The following is a 13,834-nucleotide window of genomic DNA, read 5'->3' as shown; positions in this document are numbered from 1 at the left end:
TATGCAGGCTTAGGGCTTAGACACCTCTCTCTATGTTGGGCGAATAGGCTTCTGCGCCCTATCGTTTGCCTGCGAGGACAAGAGCCACAGAGCCAGACCGACCAGTAGTCGCGGGCTTCGCTTGGCCGATTGGAGCGGTATCACTGCGCGCATTTGCTCTTGGAAACTCGAAACATACCGCGCTTGCGAAAAAGCACACGCAGAACCTGTCGCTGCTTGAAGTGAATTGCCCTGCAAGAGGGAGAAATAGAAATCTCGCTGGGTACAAAAAAGGGGCCGGATCGCTCCGGCCCCTTAATGATGTTAGGCGTTTAAGCCGTCCTTACATGCCCGAACCCGGACCGTAAGTAACTTCCACACGGCGGTTCTGCAGTTCGCGAACACCATCGGCAGTTGCAACGCGAGGTTGCGATTCACCGAATGCTTCGCTCGAGATCCGGCTGCCTGGGACACCGCGACCGGTAAGGTAGTCGGTGACCGAAGTGTTACGACGCTCAGCCAGACCCATGTTGTAGGTCACGCTGCCCGAACGGTCGGTGTGACCTGCGAGCATGACGTTGGCCGTACCGCAGTTGGCGTAAGCCGTGACCGCGTTGTCCAGGATCGTCGCAGCTTCTGCTGTGATGACTGACTCGTCCCAATCGAAGAATACGATGTACGGGCCAGTGTTGCACGGCGGCGGCGGTGGTGGCGGCGGCGGTGGCGGAGGTGGCGGTGGCGGTGGCGGAGGTGGCGGAGGTGGCGGTGGCGGTGGTGGAGGCGGAGCCGCTGGCTCGCCACCGAAGTTGTAAGTCACCGTACCGAGCAGCGAATGCGAACTTACATCCGTGTTCAGCTCAAAACCGCGGCTATCGACCAGGTCGACGCCCGTTGCATTGAAGTAACGATACTTCAGGCCAACATCCCAGCTCTCGCTGAGCGGAGCGCGGATACCAGCGAGAAGCTGCCATGCGAGACCCGTGTCGGAATCATCAAAAGCGCCAGGGCCGCTAAGTGCAGCCGTTCCGTCGACGTCGACGCGGGCAACACCCACACCACCGCCGGCGAAGGCTTGAATGCCATCATCCGGACCGAAGTCGAAAAGGCCATTCAGCATGAAGCTAAGCGCGTTAAACTCACCAGCCGCCGGAAGCGTGCTGTTGAAGAACGACGTGCCAGCACCACCAGCCGGGTTACCAGCTTGGAGACCAACGGTTCCAGCCTGGAGTTCCTGCAGGCTTGCAGCACGATAGCTGGCTTCGGCTTCGAGACGGAAAGCGCCGAAATCGTGGCCAACTGAGGCACCGAAATCATAACCTGTGTCTTCGAAATCGGCTTCGGCATCAGCCGGAGCACCATTTACGTCGAAAGCAATGTCTTCGACGAGCATGGCCCCGCCGCTACCCTCAATGTACCATTGGCCTTCACGGGCCATGGCGGGTGCGGTGAGCGCTGTCGAAGCCATCGCCATACCAATGACGAACTTGCGCATTCTTATATTCCCCTTTTTGCGAAGTGAGGCACATTGAGTCTCTAACTTCTCGCCCTGTGGGTGGCAAGCAATCAATCACGCAGACTGTTGCAAGAAAGCCTCTATCTGACGGCTGTGTTGAGAAATTTCGAAGATGGTGGGTCTAACCGTGCTCTTTGCAAGGCAGTTGCCTCCGGTTCAGCCGTTCGATCTGAGCCACCCGAGATTGAGAAGCGTCTGAGTTAATTCAGCAATCGCGTTTCTTGCTTCGGCGTCGACTACGCCGCCCCCTTGGGGCAGGTCTGGTGCAACGAACGCGGTCCATCCGGATCGATAGACCACGAAACTGCCCGCATTACGGTCGAACAGATGCATTCCTTCGAAGGGTTCGATGAACTGCCAGGCACCACCAATCCTAATCGCAATTCTGGCTTCGTTGTTTTCCCATTCGCCAGAGGGCGACTCGCCGACCAAGTATGTGTCTCCATCTTCCGGGCTTGCTGGCGGAGCGTCGAGCGTCGCCACAACTCCCTGCTGCAGTAGGGAGTCGACCAAGACCAGGGACTGATTCACGAAGAACTCCTTCTGCGCCTGACCGGCGAATAGCAGGGGGAGTTGGAATTGGTTGGTTGCGGTTGAGAACGTGATCGGTTCGGGCATTCTGGCCTCCTGGTTCAGGAAAATTCTGCGATGAAGAGAGCGTCGGATTGATCGAATGTGCCGATTTGCTTCACCCAAACCGAGCCGCTTCCGTAGAGTCCGGTCAGATCGGTTCGCTCACTCGGAGAGAATGAGATTTCGGGTTTGTCGGTGACCCACGTCTGAAACGGTGATGATTCCGGGCCGAACCCAAGAAGATAGCTCTCCAGTTCCTCGACCAAGGGAACTTCTACGCGGTCTTCCCAAAGCCATTGGCCGCGTGCGCGCCTCGTCCAGCATAGGGTCCAATTTGAGGAGCCATCTATGAGTATTCTTGGATGCACAGGAACGAGTGGTCGGCGGCTGACACCGGTGTTCTGCAAAGTGGCATAGACGGGCTCTTGGTCGCCGCGCCCGATCGCCGCAATCCGGCTAGTCACGCCAGCGGGTAGCTGGCCAGCATCCAGAGCGGTTAGCCGATCATCCAGCAGTGTGATCGAGGTTCCCGATTCGTGTACCATTGCCGCTCGTGCCTCCGTTCCGGCGCGACCGCGAAGCAATCCCGACAATTGCCAAACACGCTCACCGAGATACTCAGCATCGGCAAACTGCACGACTTCGCCACCAACCAGTAGTCGATTGAAGCCCGCAGCGAGACCGGTCACGTCAGTCGACTCCAGAACGAGATCATCGGCAACCAGTTTGATCGTCATGCTTCCGCGAGGTTCGAACAGGATCGCTTCGGACGCTGGCAATGCACTGACAAGAACTCCAGTTACGGCGCGTCTCGTTTCCGTTGAACCGATCTGAACCAGGGTAGAGCCTTGTTCTGCAAACAAGGCCGCGCCTCGCCATGCATTGTTCTCTGAGGAAGCGGCGGCGAACAATTGCGGCGCAGAGGAGTCTGCCGTGCCGTCCGAAGGCAATTCAAGGAATTGCAAGGATGTCGGGAAGATCGGTAAATCTACGGGAGAGATGAGCTGCCCCGCTTCGCTCGGGAGTGGAGTGCCAGCCGCTGGCGGGGCGCGCTCAAGGGTCAATTCGATCCCTCGATCGAACCATTCCCACCCTTTCACGATCCAAAGCCCGGGAGAATCGGGCACTCGTACAAGCGACCCCGGCTGAATCGAAGGGTTGAGCTCGGCAACCCGCCAGGTGATCTTCTCGTGATGCCAACGCGCGCGCTGTGCGTTTTCATTGGCAAGCTGCCGCGCGCCATCTGCCATCATGGTTGCGGGCAAATCGATCATGTTTTCCCGGCCGTTTGGCCGACTTCCGACGGCGCGTTGGACGCCCGGCTGATAGTCTCGCTGTTCATCGTAGTAGCGCACGGCCAGTGGGGTGAGTTCAGCATTATCAGCGCGCTGCTGCGTTCGCTCGTCGGCTTCACCGTCTTGAGTACTGACCAATTGCGGCGGCAATACCGAAATCTCGCCCTCGCTTACAGCGGCAGAAGAAAGGGTGAAACCGTCACCGGTATTGACGCAATAGACAGGCATCACCTGATCGATCGCCGCCAGTGATGAACCAACCGGACCGCCTTCGTCGGCGAAGCCCCGCGCGTGATCTATAGGAGCAGACCCCGCCGCATTCTGGGCCTGCGGGACGATTTGACCCAGGGTGACCTGCTGGTCGGTTTCGCTGAAAATCTCGAACGTGAGCGCGGGTATCCGATTGCCATAATCGGCCAGTTGCAGGTCTTCGAAGACGACATAGGCGCAGTCGCGAAATGCTGGAGCTTGCGCACCCTTGTCTGCGGCAATCACGGGGTCGACCGGATTGTCACCTGTGCCGAGATAGGTGCGCAGAGTGCCTGCAACCTTTAGATCCTCATTGACCCCGCGCAGAAGATTTCCGTCGGCCCATATCCTGCCCAAGCGGGCAATCGGCGTGCTCGACAAGGCAACCGCGAATGACACCGAGTAGGAATAGGTGGTCGTCTTTGGTTGGCCCTTGCCACCTTCTTTGGACGAACTTTCGACTAGGTCAGTCGCCCAGATAACAGTCCCTGCGACCCGCAGCCGCCCGAAGTTGCGCGGGATCGGTTGGCCGTAACTTGAGGTCGTAACCGCCAGCTCTTTCAACCGGGGCCCTTTGCGAGAGCCGATCCCAAACACAGCACTGTCGATTTCGCGGCCGATGAGCGATCCCAAGGCAAGACCGATCGGGCCTCCGAACGCACTGCCGACGGCTGAAAGTACAATAGTAGCCATTCAGGTGTCCTTCGCTCGCGGTTTCACCCGCCAGATGTTTTGGGGTTTCACAGACTGATCGAAAGGCTGGCGCACAACGCGGCGTAGGCCCGCATGCGCGTGAATGAACGACCGGCTCGATTCCATGATGAGAAGGTGAGTCTGACCCGGCCCCGGCACGGTCAACACTATATCCCCGCTGATGGGAGCACCGCTGGCCGTTTTCAGACCTGACCGGTGCGCGCACCCAAGCCAGCGCTCAATCGATGTGTTGCGCAAGTGATAGCCGCGAGGCGTCACAGGCTTAAGGTCAATCGCCTCAAGGCTCGCCGCGACGAGACCAACACAGTCGAGACCGGTGACACGATTTCGGCCATGGAGTCGAAAAGGCACTCCGATCAGCGTCGCTGCGGCATTGGCAAGCCGCGCGCCATCCTGGCTCATCCCGATGGTTGGCCGTAGCGGGTGAGCAGATCGTTGCCCGGAAGAAATGGCTCGCCGCGAAAATTGACTGCGTTTGCAAACCGGGACGCGCAGGTCGTGAGTGTATGATCGCACCCTTCGCGTAGCTCAACTCTTGTGCCGATGGGTGTTCCGTCGACCAATTGCCGATCAAGGACCAGACCGTTCACGTCTGCGCTGATTATGCCGAAAGAAACCCCCGATTGAGGTCCATCCAGAAAGCGCAATTGCCCGTCGACAAAGTCGCTCGGGTCGATGCCATCGAAAAGGATGGTGTTCCTGTCAAGGTCGATCCCCGCAAGGCTTTGGGTCGTTGTCACGGCGGCTGCAGAGACCCCGCAACCCGGGCCGCAGAATAGCGCGCGGCATGTTGGACTGGTGCGCGGAACAAGATCTTCATCGAGCTGTCGTTTTGCTGACCGAAGCTCTGCGGTGAAGCTTCGTCTGTCGTCCTCGATTCTCCCCAATCGACCCGAATAGATCACATGGCTGTCGAGCAATTCCCAATCAACCGCGCCGATCTCGATCGCAGCGTGATCGAACAATCCGGCGGCAAGGTCCTTTTCGCGGATCGTAGCGTGGCTTAGCGCGCCTTGAACCTCGGCGCTGTCTTCGTTGAGGTCCGCGGTCAACCGGATTGCCGCTGGCACCATGCCAGGGGCCGCCCGATGCGCGATTCCGTTGAAGGTCAGGTCGCGATCATGGCTGGTGAACGCCAGCATGATCCCGTCGCGCCGATAGACGCGCCAGAACGTCGCGACCGTATCGAGTTCGCGGTCAAAGAAAACGCGCATCAACTGGTCTCGCGCAGTTCGATCAAGGGAATGCTTGGGGCTTCGCCAGCTGCAAAATTGACGCCCGAAATGTCAATCCGGTCTTCGGCAAAACGAACCGGAACATCAAACAGGAAGCCTGCCCGGATTTCGGACCCCGCTGGTGGAGCCACATCAAAACTCAGCATCCCGAGACTGGTGAGCGTCCAGTCGGAACTGGGTGCGCCGTCGACGCTGACGAGCAGCGATCCTGCACGCGGTCTCGTGATCGGGCGGATCTGCGGTTCGCTTGTGCCGCCGTAAGCTTTCACGATCTGAAAGTCGGCGGCCAGGCCGTCACCGATGCCGATCAACTGATCGAGCATAGTTGGCGTGCCTGTCATGCCGTTTGAGCTGTGATCGAACGGATCGCTGATGCGGAAGCCCCGCGCTGCCCCTCGTCGTGCCCGAAAGAAGGAGATCAACTCCGCCAATTCTGACTCCGAGCGGATTCCGGGACCGACATCGAAATGCACTCGTGCATCCGACCACAGCGAATTGCGCTGCTCATGCCCGGATGCGGTTACCGTGACGGAGGTCGAAAATTCCGGGGCCACAGCCGTGTTGCGACCAAGCGCGAAGGGATAGAGCACGTCGTCAAAAGGTTCCATGATGTCCTCTTCGGCAAGGTAAAGTCGGGTGTAGCCATCGCGCGTGACCTGCGGCAGCGCCCAGACATATCGGCGCGGAACACCGCGTTCGGCAGCTTCATCCAGACCGGCATCGATCCGCGTCCAGAAGTCCTCGGCGTCTGCAGGGTCGAGCACGAAGCCTGCAAGATAGTCTTGCTCGGCGAGTGGGTAACCGAGCAGCTGGTCGACGAATTGATACGCCGCACGGCGCAGCGCATCGGCTCCTGCGGTCAGCCAATCGTAATCTTCAAGCTGGAGACGATCGAACGCAGGACGCGCCCAGCCTAGAGGCAGGTTGGCGCGGTACATTTCCGGCATCTCGGGATCGAGTATCGTCGGCGTGAAAGCCAGCAGCAGCACTTCAGCATTCGAAGTCGCCCGATCGCGGATCGTCGCTGTAAGATCGGCCGTCGATTGCGCAAGCAAAGCGCCCGCCAAATCTAGCAAGGCTAATTGTTCGCCATTCAGCGGGCTGCGCAGGTCATCGATGATGGGAGGGTCACCCCCAAACGCCGCCTTCGCGGCATCATCGTAGAGGCAAATTTCGCCCGCTGCGGTCACCCACCACCATGGTTCGCCAATCTGCATTCGGACCGGCAACTGTGCCTCTTCCAGCAGGTCGACAAAGGCGAGAGCGCTGTCCTTCAGCCAATTCATCGCTTCGGTGTTGGCGGGCGAAAGCAGAGTGGACGGCGGCACCCATCCGGTGAGCGCGGGGTCGCCGCTCGCCGTGCGCTGCTTCCATTCCTCGGGGCAAAAGGCGTTGAACAGCTCGTAGGAAATTGAACCGATCGCTTCGAAATCATTGTCTCGGCAAGCCTCGAAGAAGCTGCGGTGCCAGGCACGTGCCGGTTCGCGGAGCTCGGCTGTGGACGGGACGAGCAGCTCGCCGTTCGTGCGCCGCTCGAGCCGCATGAAGTGGCTCATCCCGACATAGTGAATGAGGTCGTCGCGATACCCGAGCCCGAGAACGTTGCGAAGCAAACGTGCAGGGGTTTGGTTGAAGGCATCATCATAGGCGGTAGCCATGCGCTCGCCATGCGGCGGCAGACGGACATCGCCGATCTCAAGCATCGCGTTCGCGCCATCCGTGTTGATGTCGGACAGAATGGCATGGCCATTGAACCGAGCTGGTAAGGGCGCGCTGCTGTTCGCGACGTAGTCTGGCGCGACAAGCGAAATGAACATCCGGTCGATTGTCTTGGGATTGATCGCATCGCCAGGCAGTCCAAATCCGCCTTCCAGCTCGGAAAACGGCAGCGTGATCACCGCATCTTCCGGTGTGCCTTCGGCATAATTCCAGAGCCGGACGAACCAGGTCTTTGGCTGATCGGCCGCGTCGTAACCTTCGATCGTTAGCGTCGGACCGTTTGGCTGATCGAGCGGAATGACACCCTGCGACTGCCACCGGAAACTTAGCGTTGTATGCGAGTAATCGACGCTGGTTTCATAGGCCAGCAAAGGGTGGTCGAGCGAGTCGATACTGTCCCAGATCAATCCGACGAGTTCGCCTTCATGATGCAGCTCGACATCAACGCGCAGCGAATCCGGCCCAGTCGTCACAACCGACGCCATGGCGGGGCGAGGGAAGTTCACCGTCCAGAAACGCGGGTCGAAGCGTTGGATGTAGCTCGATTCCTGAGCGTGGCGCCGCTGCGCCAACCAGAATGCCATTTCCTGTTCTCCGCTTAGCCGTTTTGGATCGCGCGGCGCACTGCGCTTGCGACTTGACGTGAAGACCGTTGCATGGCGGTTGGTGCCGCCATTCCTCGCGGTGTTGCAAGCTGAATGGCGACGCGAACATCGCGTCCGCCGCCACCGGTGATCGACTCGTTGCTTTCGACCCGGCCTGAGGCCGTAGGCACGAAAATCTCGGGTCCTCGTTCGCCGACGACATAGCCTCGACCCGGCGAAACCGGCCCGCCGGTCGCGCGCCCTGGCAAGCCCAGCAGTGCGCCCAGAGATTGCCCTATCAGGCTGCCCAGTCCGCCATCTTGAGAGCCGCCGAACAGAGAACCGAAGCCCGAGCTGAGCGCGTGTGAAGCGATTTCATCGAGCGCCCGAAACGCAATCTTCTTCAGATCGTCGAAACCCAGGCTGCCGCGCCGAAGCGCCGAAAGCAGGCTGTTTTCAAGCACCCCGCCAGCCTTGCTGAAGCCATCGATCAATGATGTGTCGAGTGTGCTGCGCATTGTTTGGACATCGGCGGCAAAGCCGTCGGTCGTCGCGCGCACATCGATCACCAGTTCATCCAGATTGTCATCCATTGCTATCGCGCTCCATCATTTGAGCGATGCGTTCTCGGCTGGGACCAGCCGCGTCGTCGGTTTCGGTTGGGTCTCGCAACGAAGCTATCAATTCAGCCGGCGTGGCTTGCCAAAAATCGTTTGGCCTCCAGCCGAGCAGGCGGGCCGAAAGGCTCCACCACTTCTGTGCCGCCTGACCAAAGACTTCGTTCATTGCTGCCCTTGCAGGACCTGTGCGAGGATGCCGCGAACGGGCTTCGTTGCAGCGACAAGGCCACCGGTCAGAACAGCCTCACCGACCTCATCACGTGGCGGACGTGCGGTGCTGGCCATGCAATGCCAAAGCAGTGCCGTGATCTCAAACAGAGTGAGCGACCCTTCGGAAGCCCGTTCGACGAGAGCGAACAGTGAACCCAGTTCCTGTTCGGCGGCCACCAACGCTTCAAAGCTTGGGCGCAAGACAAAATCCTGCCCGCCAACCCTGAATGCCAGCTCACCTCGCAGGGGGTTTGCAGCATTCGTCATGCAGGCACGACCGGACCCGAACTCTCGAGTTGGAGCGTGTAGTTGCGCTCTCCGTTGAAATCGCCGGAGTAGTCGAGCCGCTGTACCAGAAACCGCCCGCGCAACCGCTCGCCGTCTTCGAAGGATAGCTCGTAGTCATCGAGCGTCCCGGCGAGCGCATGGCCGCGCACCGCGTTTTCCGCAGCACTACCAAGAAAGATTCCGGCAGCGCTGACCGAGACCGAACGCGTCCCGGCGCCCGATAGCAGATCGCGCCAGCCGCCCGATCCTTTGTGCGTCACTACGACAGTGTCGCCGTTGATCGTCATCTGTGTCGTGCGCAGTCCGGCGACCGTTTCATAGGCGACGGGGTCTGCTCCGTCGCCGATCTTTAGTAGGAAGGCTGAGCCGTTTTGGGCGGGCATAGGGCTTACTCCGTAAGGGGTTCGAGGATGCGGAAACGAAATTCGAGCAGCGCGCCGCGCAGATTGTTCTCGCGCTGCTCACTGCGGGCGCGCAGGAATCGGATCGAAGCAAGCTCGAAGCCCGACTGAAATGGCGGGAGGTCGAGCGTTCGCTGCTCGATTGCCTTGAGCAATGCGGCGTCAGCTGCGGGCTCATCGGCCCGGCCTTCAAGTTCGAGCGCGATGCGTATTTCCCGTCCAGGGCGATCCTTGGTGCCCCAGTCACTCGACGCGCTGGCCGCGATGCCAAGCCATGGTGCGCTCGATTTGAGCGGACTTTCCTCTTCGATCGCGTTGAGGCTCGACAAGGCGGGGTCATCGCGCAGCCACAAAATCAGAGCTGCGCGCAGGTGGTTTTCCATCGCCGATCACTCCAGTCCAAGTTTGGGCCACAGCGCGGCGGAAGACCGCCAGCGGTGCGAGGCATTTCGCAAAGCTTGCGCAAGGTATTCGGCGCGTTGATGTCCAAGGCGCGCGGCGCGAGCTTGCAGTCCAACCAGCGTGTCGGTGCGGGAATTCGCGTCGATAGCGGCGTCGATCATGTGAGCCTCATGGTGCGCCACGGGCGCCACAGAGCTGTCACGCTTGATGGTGGTTGCATCATCCGTTCGCTGTCGCGGTCGCGATAGAAATGTGCTGCCAAACGGATGATGCCTTGCCGCAGCGCTTTGGGAACTGACGGCCAATCGGGCGCGATGCCGACCAACAGAGTGACGGCGACGGCCTGTCCTTCGAGATCGAACTTCAGGTCAGCGGTCGCGACGCCGTCATGATCAAGATTGAAGCCGTGGCCCTGCCCACTCAGCGAACTGCGCGTTCCGATCTGATCGATCAATTCCGCATTGAGCAGCATCCGCGCCGGTCTGGAGCCGAGACGGTAGATCCCTTGCTTGACCGAGATCCGCTCTTCGATTGTCTGCTCGAGCGGCGCTTGCGCGGTGAAGGCTTCACACGTCGCCAGGCTCGCCGCCAGCAGATCGACCAGCAATGGGTCTTCGTTAGGCCGACTGATGCCGAGCCAATCCTTGAATTCGGCCAGCGCCGGACCGCTAAGGTCGGCTGGCTGCACAATCGTCCGCCGCATTGCGGTCTCCAATGTTGAGATCGAAAAGAGGCACCCGCGCCGCAGCATCCGGGGAGAGTTCCGGCGGCGGCGCGGGTGCAGGGTCCGGCAAGGGAGAAGGGGGAACTCGACCTTGCCGGGAGGGTGAGGGGCCTTAGGCCTCGATCTTCAGCAGCTTGATCGCGTTGCTATCGAGTACTTTGCCGCCCACGCGCTTGGTCGCGTAGAAGTGGACGAACGGCTTGTTCGAGAACGGATCGCGCAACACGCTGGTCGCGCTGCGTTCGGCGATCAGATAGCCGTGGCGGAAATTGCCGAATGCGATCGGGAATTCACCGTTCGCGACATCGGGCATGTCCTCGGCTTCGACCACGGGGTAGCCGAGCAGGCGATCGGGCTGACCCTCGACCATGCCCGGCTGCCACAGGAACGCGCCATCGGCGGTCTTGAGCTTGCGAACCGTCGCGAGAGTGGCCGAGTTCATGACGAAACTCGCGCCCTGACGGTGTCCGGCCTTCATCGAGTGGATCAGGTCGATCAATTTGGCTTCAGGCGAGGCGTCGAAACCATCGGTATCGCCGGATCCGACATACTGAAGCGTCCCGAAAGCGCGGACGTTATCTTCGACTGTGCTGGTCGGGACGCTGAGGAAACCCTCGGGCTGATCGAGCCCTGTTCCGCCGACAAAGGCGGAACCTTCTGCGCGGGCGAATTCGATCGCGATTTCGTTGGCAAGCCACGTCTCGATATCGAATGCGGCATCGTCCAGCATCGATTGGCTGGCCGCCGGATTGGCATAAAGGTCCCCGGTCGGCGGGGCGATTTCCGCGAAGTTGGGTGTGTCGGTTTCCGGACGTCCGGCGGTCTCGCTGACCCAGCCCGATGCGGTGCCTCCGGTTGCAACCAGCTTGCGGTAGCCCGCCGTGCCGGTCTGGACGATCTGCGCAATCGAGCGGATCGGGCTGATCTCGTGCAGTTCGCGGGCGATGATCGCGTCGATCTGCTGCGGGACAGCATAGCCGCCATCGGCTGGGTTCACGCCGCTGATCGATTTGAGTTCGGTCTCGCGACCACGGCGCAAATAGCCATCGACGAAGCCTTTGACCTCCTGACTGGTCACCGCGCCGCCGCCGATGGCAGGGCGCGAAGCGGCGCGCGAAATCTTGTCCAGCCGCGCTTTCACTTCATCGACATCCTGGCGTAGCGCCGTGACATTGGCTTCGGTCTGGTCTTGCCGTGCGACGATGTCGAAGCTTTCCTCGAGCGGGTCGGTCGCGGCGGCTGGTACGGTAGGCGTGGTAAGCATATCCATGGGGCAATGGGCCTTTCTGTTGGGCATGAAAAAGGCCGCCCAAGGGCGACCACGTTAGGTGCGGTTTACAAGGATCGGTCGCGTAGCGACCGCAAGGCCGACCGGCCGCCCGCAGCGACCGGAGGGAGCGAGGATAGCCAGGGCTGCGGATGCAGCCGCCGACGCTTGAGGCTAGACAACAAGATGAACGCGTGAGCCGTGTTGAAGAGGGTGCGACACAAGACTGACTTCGAACAAGTCGATGTCGAGAAGTTCGCGGCCCGCCTCGGTATGACGTGCATTGCGGGCGCGGTAGCCGAAGCTGAGGCCGGTCACTTCTCCGTTCGAGAGCATTGTAGCAGCGCGGCTGTCGGGCCGTTCGATCAGCGCGATCACTTTGAGACCCCGAGCATCTTCGGACACAGTCTCCACCGTGCCGATTGGCTGGTCCGGGCGGTGCTGCCAAAGCAGCGGCAGCGGCATGTCTCTCGCCGCGAGGCTCTTGGTGAAGGCGCCGGGCCGGATCGTGTCGCGGTCCGCGTCTGCAATATCGAACAGGGCCGCATAGCCTGCGAAGCGAATGGGTTGGGTGGTCATGAGACCAATTCTCCGACACCGAGCCTGACTGCGATCCCGATCAGCAACAGCGCCAGTACCGCGCGGATCGTCCAATCGATGAAGGCTTTCCATGCGCTGGTCTTGGCATCGCGCCAGGCGCTTAGCAGCTCGCGCAATTCGCCGAGATCGTCCTCGGCTCCTGCATCGCCGAGACCAAGTCGGACGAGCACTCGGTCCGCTGCCAACTCGCTTGTTTCCTCGACAATCGCGCGCAAGGTCACGACGTCCGCGCCGTCTTGTGCCGCCTGCACCATTAATCTGGCGAGCAGATCTTCCCGGCTCATTCTGCATCCTCCGGCTCGGTTTCTTCCGGCGGCAGCCCGAGCATCGCGCGTTTCTCGCTGCGAGTCAGGAATTCGGCATCCGACACCTGCTTCCACAGACGCTCGCGATCCTCGGAAAGTGCGGTGATCTGATCGAGATCGATCCCCAGGTTTGCGTCCGGAAACCACGGTGAGAGACCTTCGCGCAGCGCCGAGAACAGTTTGTCGGCAAGCGGCAGCAACGTCAGTCGCCACAGAGCGCGATTGGCCTCGCGGTAGTTCGAATAGGTGTTGTCGCCCGGCAGCCCGAGCAGCATTGGCGGAACGCCAAATGCCAGCGCGATCTCTCGGGCTGCGGCGCTTTTGAGGGTCGCAAAGTCCATGTCAGCGGGGGAGAGCGCCATGCTCTGCCATTTGAGTCCGCCATCGAGGAGCATGGGCCGACCGGCATTGCCGGCGCCGGAGAAAGCCTCTGTCAGCTCGGACTTCAGCCGGTCAAACTGATCGGTGGTCAGACCCGCGCCATCGCTCGCTTGATAGACCAGCGCTCCTGACGGCCGGGCTGCGTTTTCGAGCAGCGCGCAGTTCCATTCGGCTGCGGCGTTGTGAATGGAGACCGCTTGCATTGCCGCGGCGAGTGCGCCCGCGCCGTAATGATCCTCGAGCGGATGCATTGCCTTGATCGCGATGATGTTGGGCCAGCCGTCCCCGTCTTCGAGCGCCATCGAAATCCGTTCGGACCCGACCCGGTATTCATACGCGCAAGGCCAGCCATCATCGCCCGCGACAACCGTGACGCGGTCGGGCCGAAGCGCGAACAGTTCAACCGGTTTGCCGCTCGCATCCTTGATGATCTGCACATAGCCATTGCCGTGAAGCAGCACCTGCGCCGCGAGCGTTTCGACCAGCGACTGCCCCGCGCTGGTCGCATTGACGAGGCTGGTCAGTTTGCTGTCATCGCCAGCTAGAGGAGCCTGCCCGACACCCTCGGCAACGATCCGCACCGCTCTCTGCGCAACCGGATTGGACAGGAAGCTCTCGCGGACCGCCGTGTGATAATCAAAGTGCCGCGCGGCCCTCCCGCCTTCGAAAGCGGGCATCCATCCCTGCAGGAAGCCGGGGGCAAGCGGCACACGGCTTTCCTCCCCGCCCTTAAAGGCGGAGAGTATGTTTTCGAACAATGCCATTGCTGTTCCTT

The 13,834-nt window shown here is 60.7% G+C and carries 17 protein-coding genes; all 17 read right to left on the bottom strand.

What is annotated here, in order from left to right; genetic code table 11:
* Nucleotides 1–322 precede the first annotated feature (322 nt).
* The 17 genes from Q0837_RS13830 to Q0837_RS13750 all read right to left on the bottom strand — a co-directional run bounded on the left by Q0837_RS13830 (nt 323) and on the right by Q0837_RS13750 (nt 13,823).
* A complete protein-coding gene (locus Q0837_RS13830) occupies nt 323–1,471 on the bottom strand; it encodes an OmpA family protein (protein WP_298470329.1) in 1,149 nt (382 codons plus the stop codon).
* Between the two features lie 177 nt (nt 1,472–1,648).
* Nucleotides 1,649–2,110, bottom strand: coding sequence for a DUF2793 domain-containing protein (locus Q0837_RS13825; protein WP_298470328.1), 462 nt, complete (start codon nt 2,108–2,110; stop codon nt 1,649–1,651).
* A 14-nt stretch (nt 2,111–2,124) separates the two neighbouring features.
* A complete protein-coding gene (locus Q0837_RS13820; protein WP_298470326.1) occupies nt 2,125–4,302 on the bottom strand; it encodes a phage tail protein in 2,178 nt (725 codons plus the stop codon).
* On the bottom strand, nt 4,303–4,725 hold the full coding sequence (locus Q0837_RS13815; protein ID WP_298470324.1) for a peptidoglycan endopeptidase: 423 nt from the start codon (nt 4,723–4,725) through the stop codon (nt 4,303–4,305).
* On the bottom strand, nt 4,722–5,537 hold the full coding sequence (locus tag Q0837_RS13810) for a DUF2163 domain-containing protein (protein ID WP_366519681.1): 816 nt from the start codon (nt 5,535–5,537) through the stop codon (nt 4,722–4,724). The genes Q0837_RS13815 and Q0837_RS13810 overlap by 4 nt, the downstream gene beginning before the upstream one ends.
* Nucleotides 5,537–7,861: a DUF2460 domain-containing protein gene (locus Q0837_RS13805; RefSeq protein ID WP_298470322.1), complete on the bottom strand. Its 2,325-nt coding sequence runs from the start codon at nt 7,859–7,861 to the stop codon at nt 5,537–5,539. Before Q0837_RS13805 ends, Q0837_RS13810 begins: the two co-directional genes overlap by 1 nt.
* 14 nt (nt 7,862–7,875) lie before the next feature.
* On the bottom strand, nt 7,876–8,454 hold the full coding sequence (locus tag Q0837_RS13800) for a tail tape measure protein (RefSeq protein ID WP_298470321.1): 579 nt from the start codon (nt 8,452–8,454) through the stop codon (nt 7,876–7,878).
* Complete coding sequence (locus Q0837_RS13795; protein ID WP_298470320.1) at nt 8,447–8,647, bottom strand: phage tail assembly chaperone; 201 nt, start codon at nt 8,645–8,647, stop codon at nt 8,447–8,449. Before Q0837_RS13795 ends, Q0837_RS13800 begins: the two co-directional genes overlap by 8 nt.
* A complete protein-coding gene (locus Q0837_RS13790) occupies nt 8,644–8,958 on the bottom strand; it encodes a gene transfer agent family protein (RefSeq protein WP_298470319.1) in 315 nt (104 codons plus the stop codon). The genes Q0837_RS13795 and Q0837_RS13790 overlap by 4 nt, the downstream gene beginning before the upstream one ends.
* Nucleotides 8,955–9,362, bottom strand: coding sequence for a phage tail protein (locus Q0837_RS13785; protein ID WP_298470318.1), 408 nt, complete (start codon nt 9,360–9,362; stop codon nt 8,955–8,957). Before Q0837_RS13785 ends, Q0837_RS13790 begins: the two co-directional genes overlap by 4 nt.
* Nucleotides 9,363–9,367: 5 nt before the next feature.
* Nucleotides 9,368–9,763: a DUF3168 domain-containing protein gene (locus Q0837_RS13780; protein WP_298470316.1), complete on the bottom strand. Its 396-nt coding sequence runs from the start codon at nt 9,761–9,763 to the stop codon at nt 9,368–9,370.
* A 6-nt stretch (nt 9,764–9,769) separates the two neighbouring features.
* Nucleotides 9,770–9,943 (bottom strand): hypothetical protein, encoded by a 174-nt coding sequence (locus tag Q0837_RS13775; protein ID WP_298470314.1) that lies wholly within the window; start codon nt 9,941–9,943, stop codon nt 9,770–9,772.
* The gene (locus Q0837_RS13770) at nt 9,940–10,485 is read right to left on the bottom strand and encodes a hypothetical protein (protein WP_298470312.1); all 546 of its coding nucleotides are present in this window, start codon (nt 10,483–10,485) and stop codon (nt 9,940–9,942) included. The genes Q0837_RS13775 and Q0837_RS13770 overlap by 4 nt, the downstream gene beginning before the upstream one ends.
* A 133-nt stretch (nt 10,486–10,618) precedes the next feature.
* Nucleotides 10,619–11,776 (bottom strand): phage major capsid protein, encoded by a 1,158-nt coding sequence (locus Q0837_RS13765; RefSeq protein WP_298470311.1) that lies wholly within the window; start codon nt 11,774–11,776, stop codon nt 10,619–10,621.
* 171 nt (nt 11,777–11,947) lie between these two features.
* Entirely contained in the window at nt 11,948–12,352 is a 405-nt protein-coding gene (locus Q0837_RS13760; protein WP_298470309.1) for an HK97 family phage prohead protease, read from the bottom strand.
* Nucleotides 12,349–12,657: a DUF6127 family protein gene (locus Q0837_RS13755; RefSeq protein ID WP_298470308.1), complete on the bottom strand. Its 309-nt coding sequence runs from the start codon at nt 12,655–12,657 to the stop codon at nt 12,349–12,351. Before Q0837_RS13755 ends, Q0837_RS13760 begins: the two co-directional genes overlap by 4 nt.
* On the bottom strand, nt 12,654–13,823 hold the full coding sequence (locus Q0837_RS13750) for a phage portal protein (protein WP_298470306.1): 1,170 nt from the start codon (nt 13,821–13,823) through the stop codon (nt 12,654–12,656). Before Q0837_RS13750 ends, Q0837_RS13755 begins: the two co-directional genes overlap by 4 nt.
* Nucleotides 13,824–13,834: the final 11 nt, after the last annotated feature.

Origin of the sequence: uncultured Erythrobacter sp. (assembly GCF_947499705.1) — a bacterium.
In the GTDB taxonomy this organism is placed as follows: Bacteria; Pseudomonadota; Alphaproteobacteria; order Sphingomonadales; family Sphingomonadaceae; genus Erythrobacter.
This window is presented reverse-complemented; position numbering and strand designations above follow the sequence as displayed.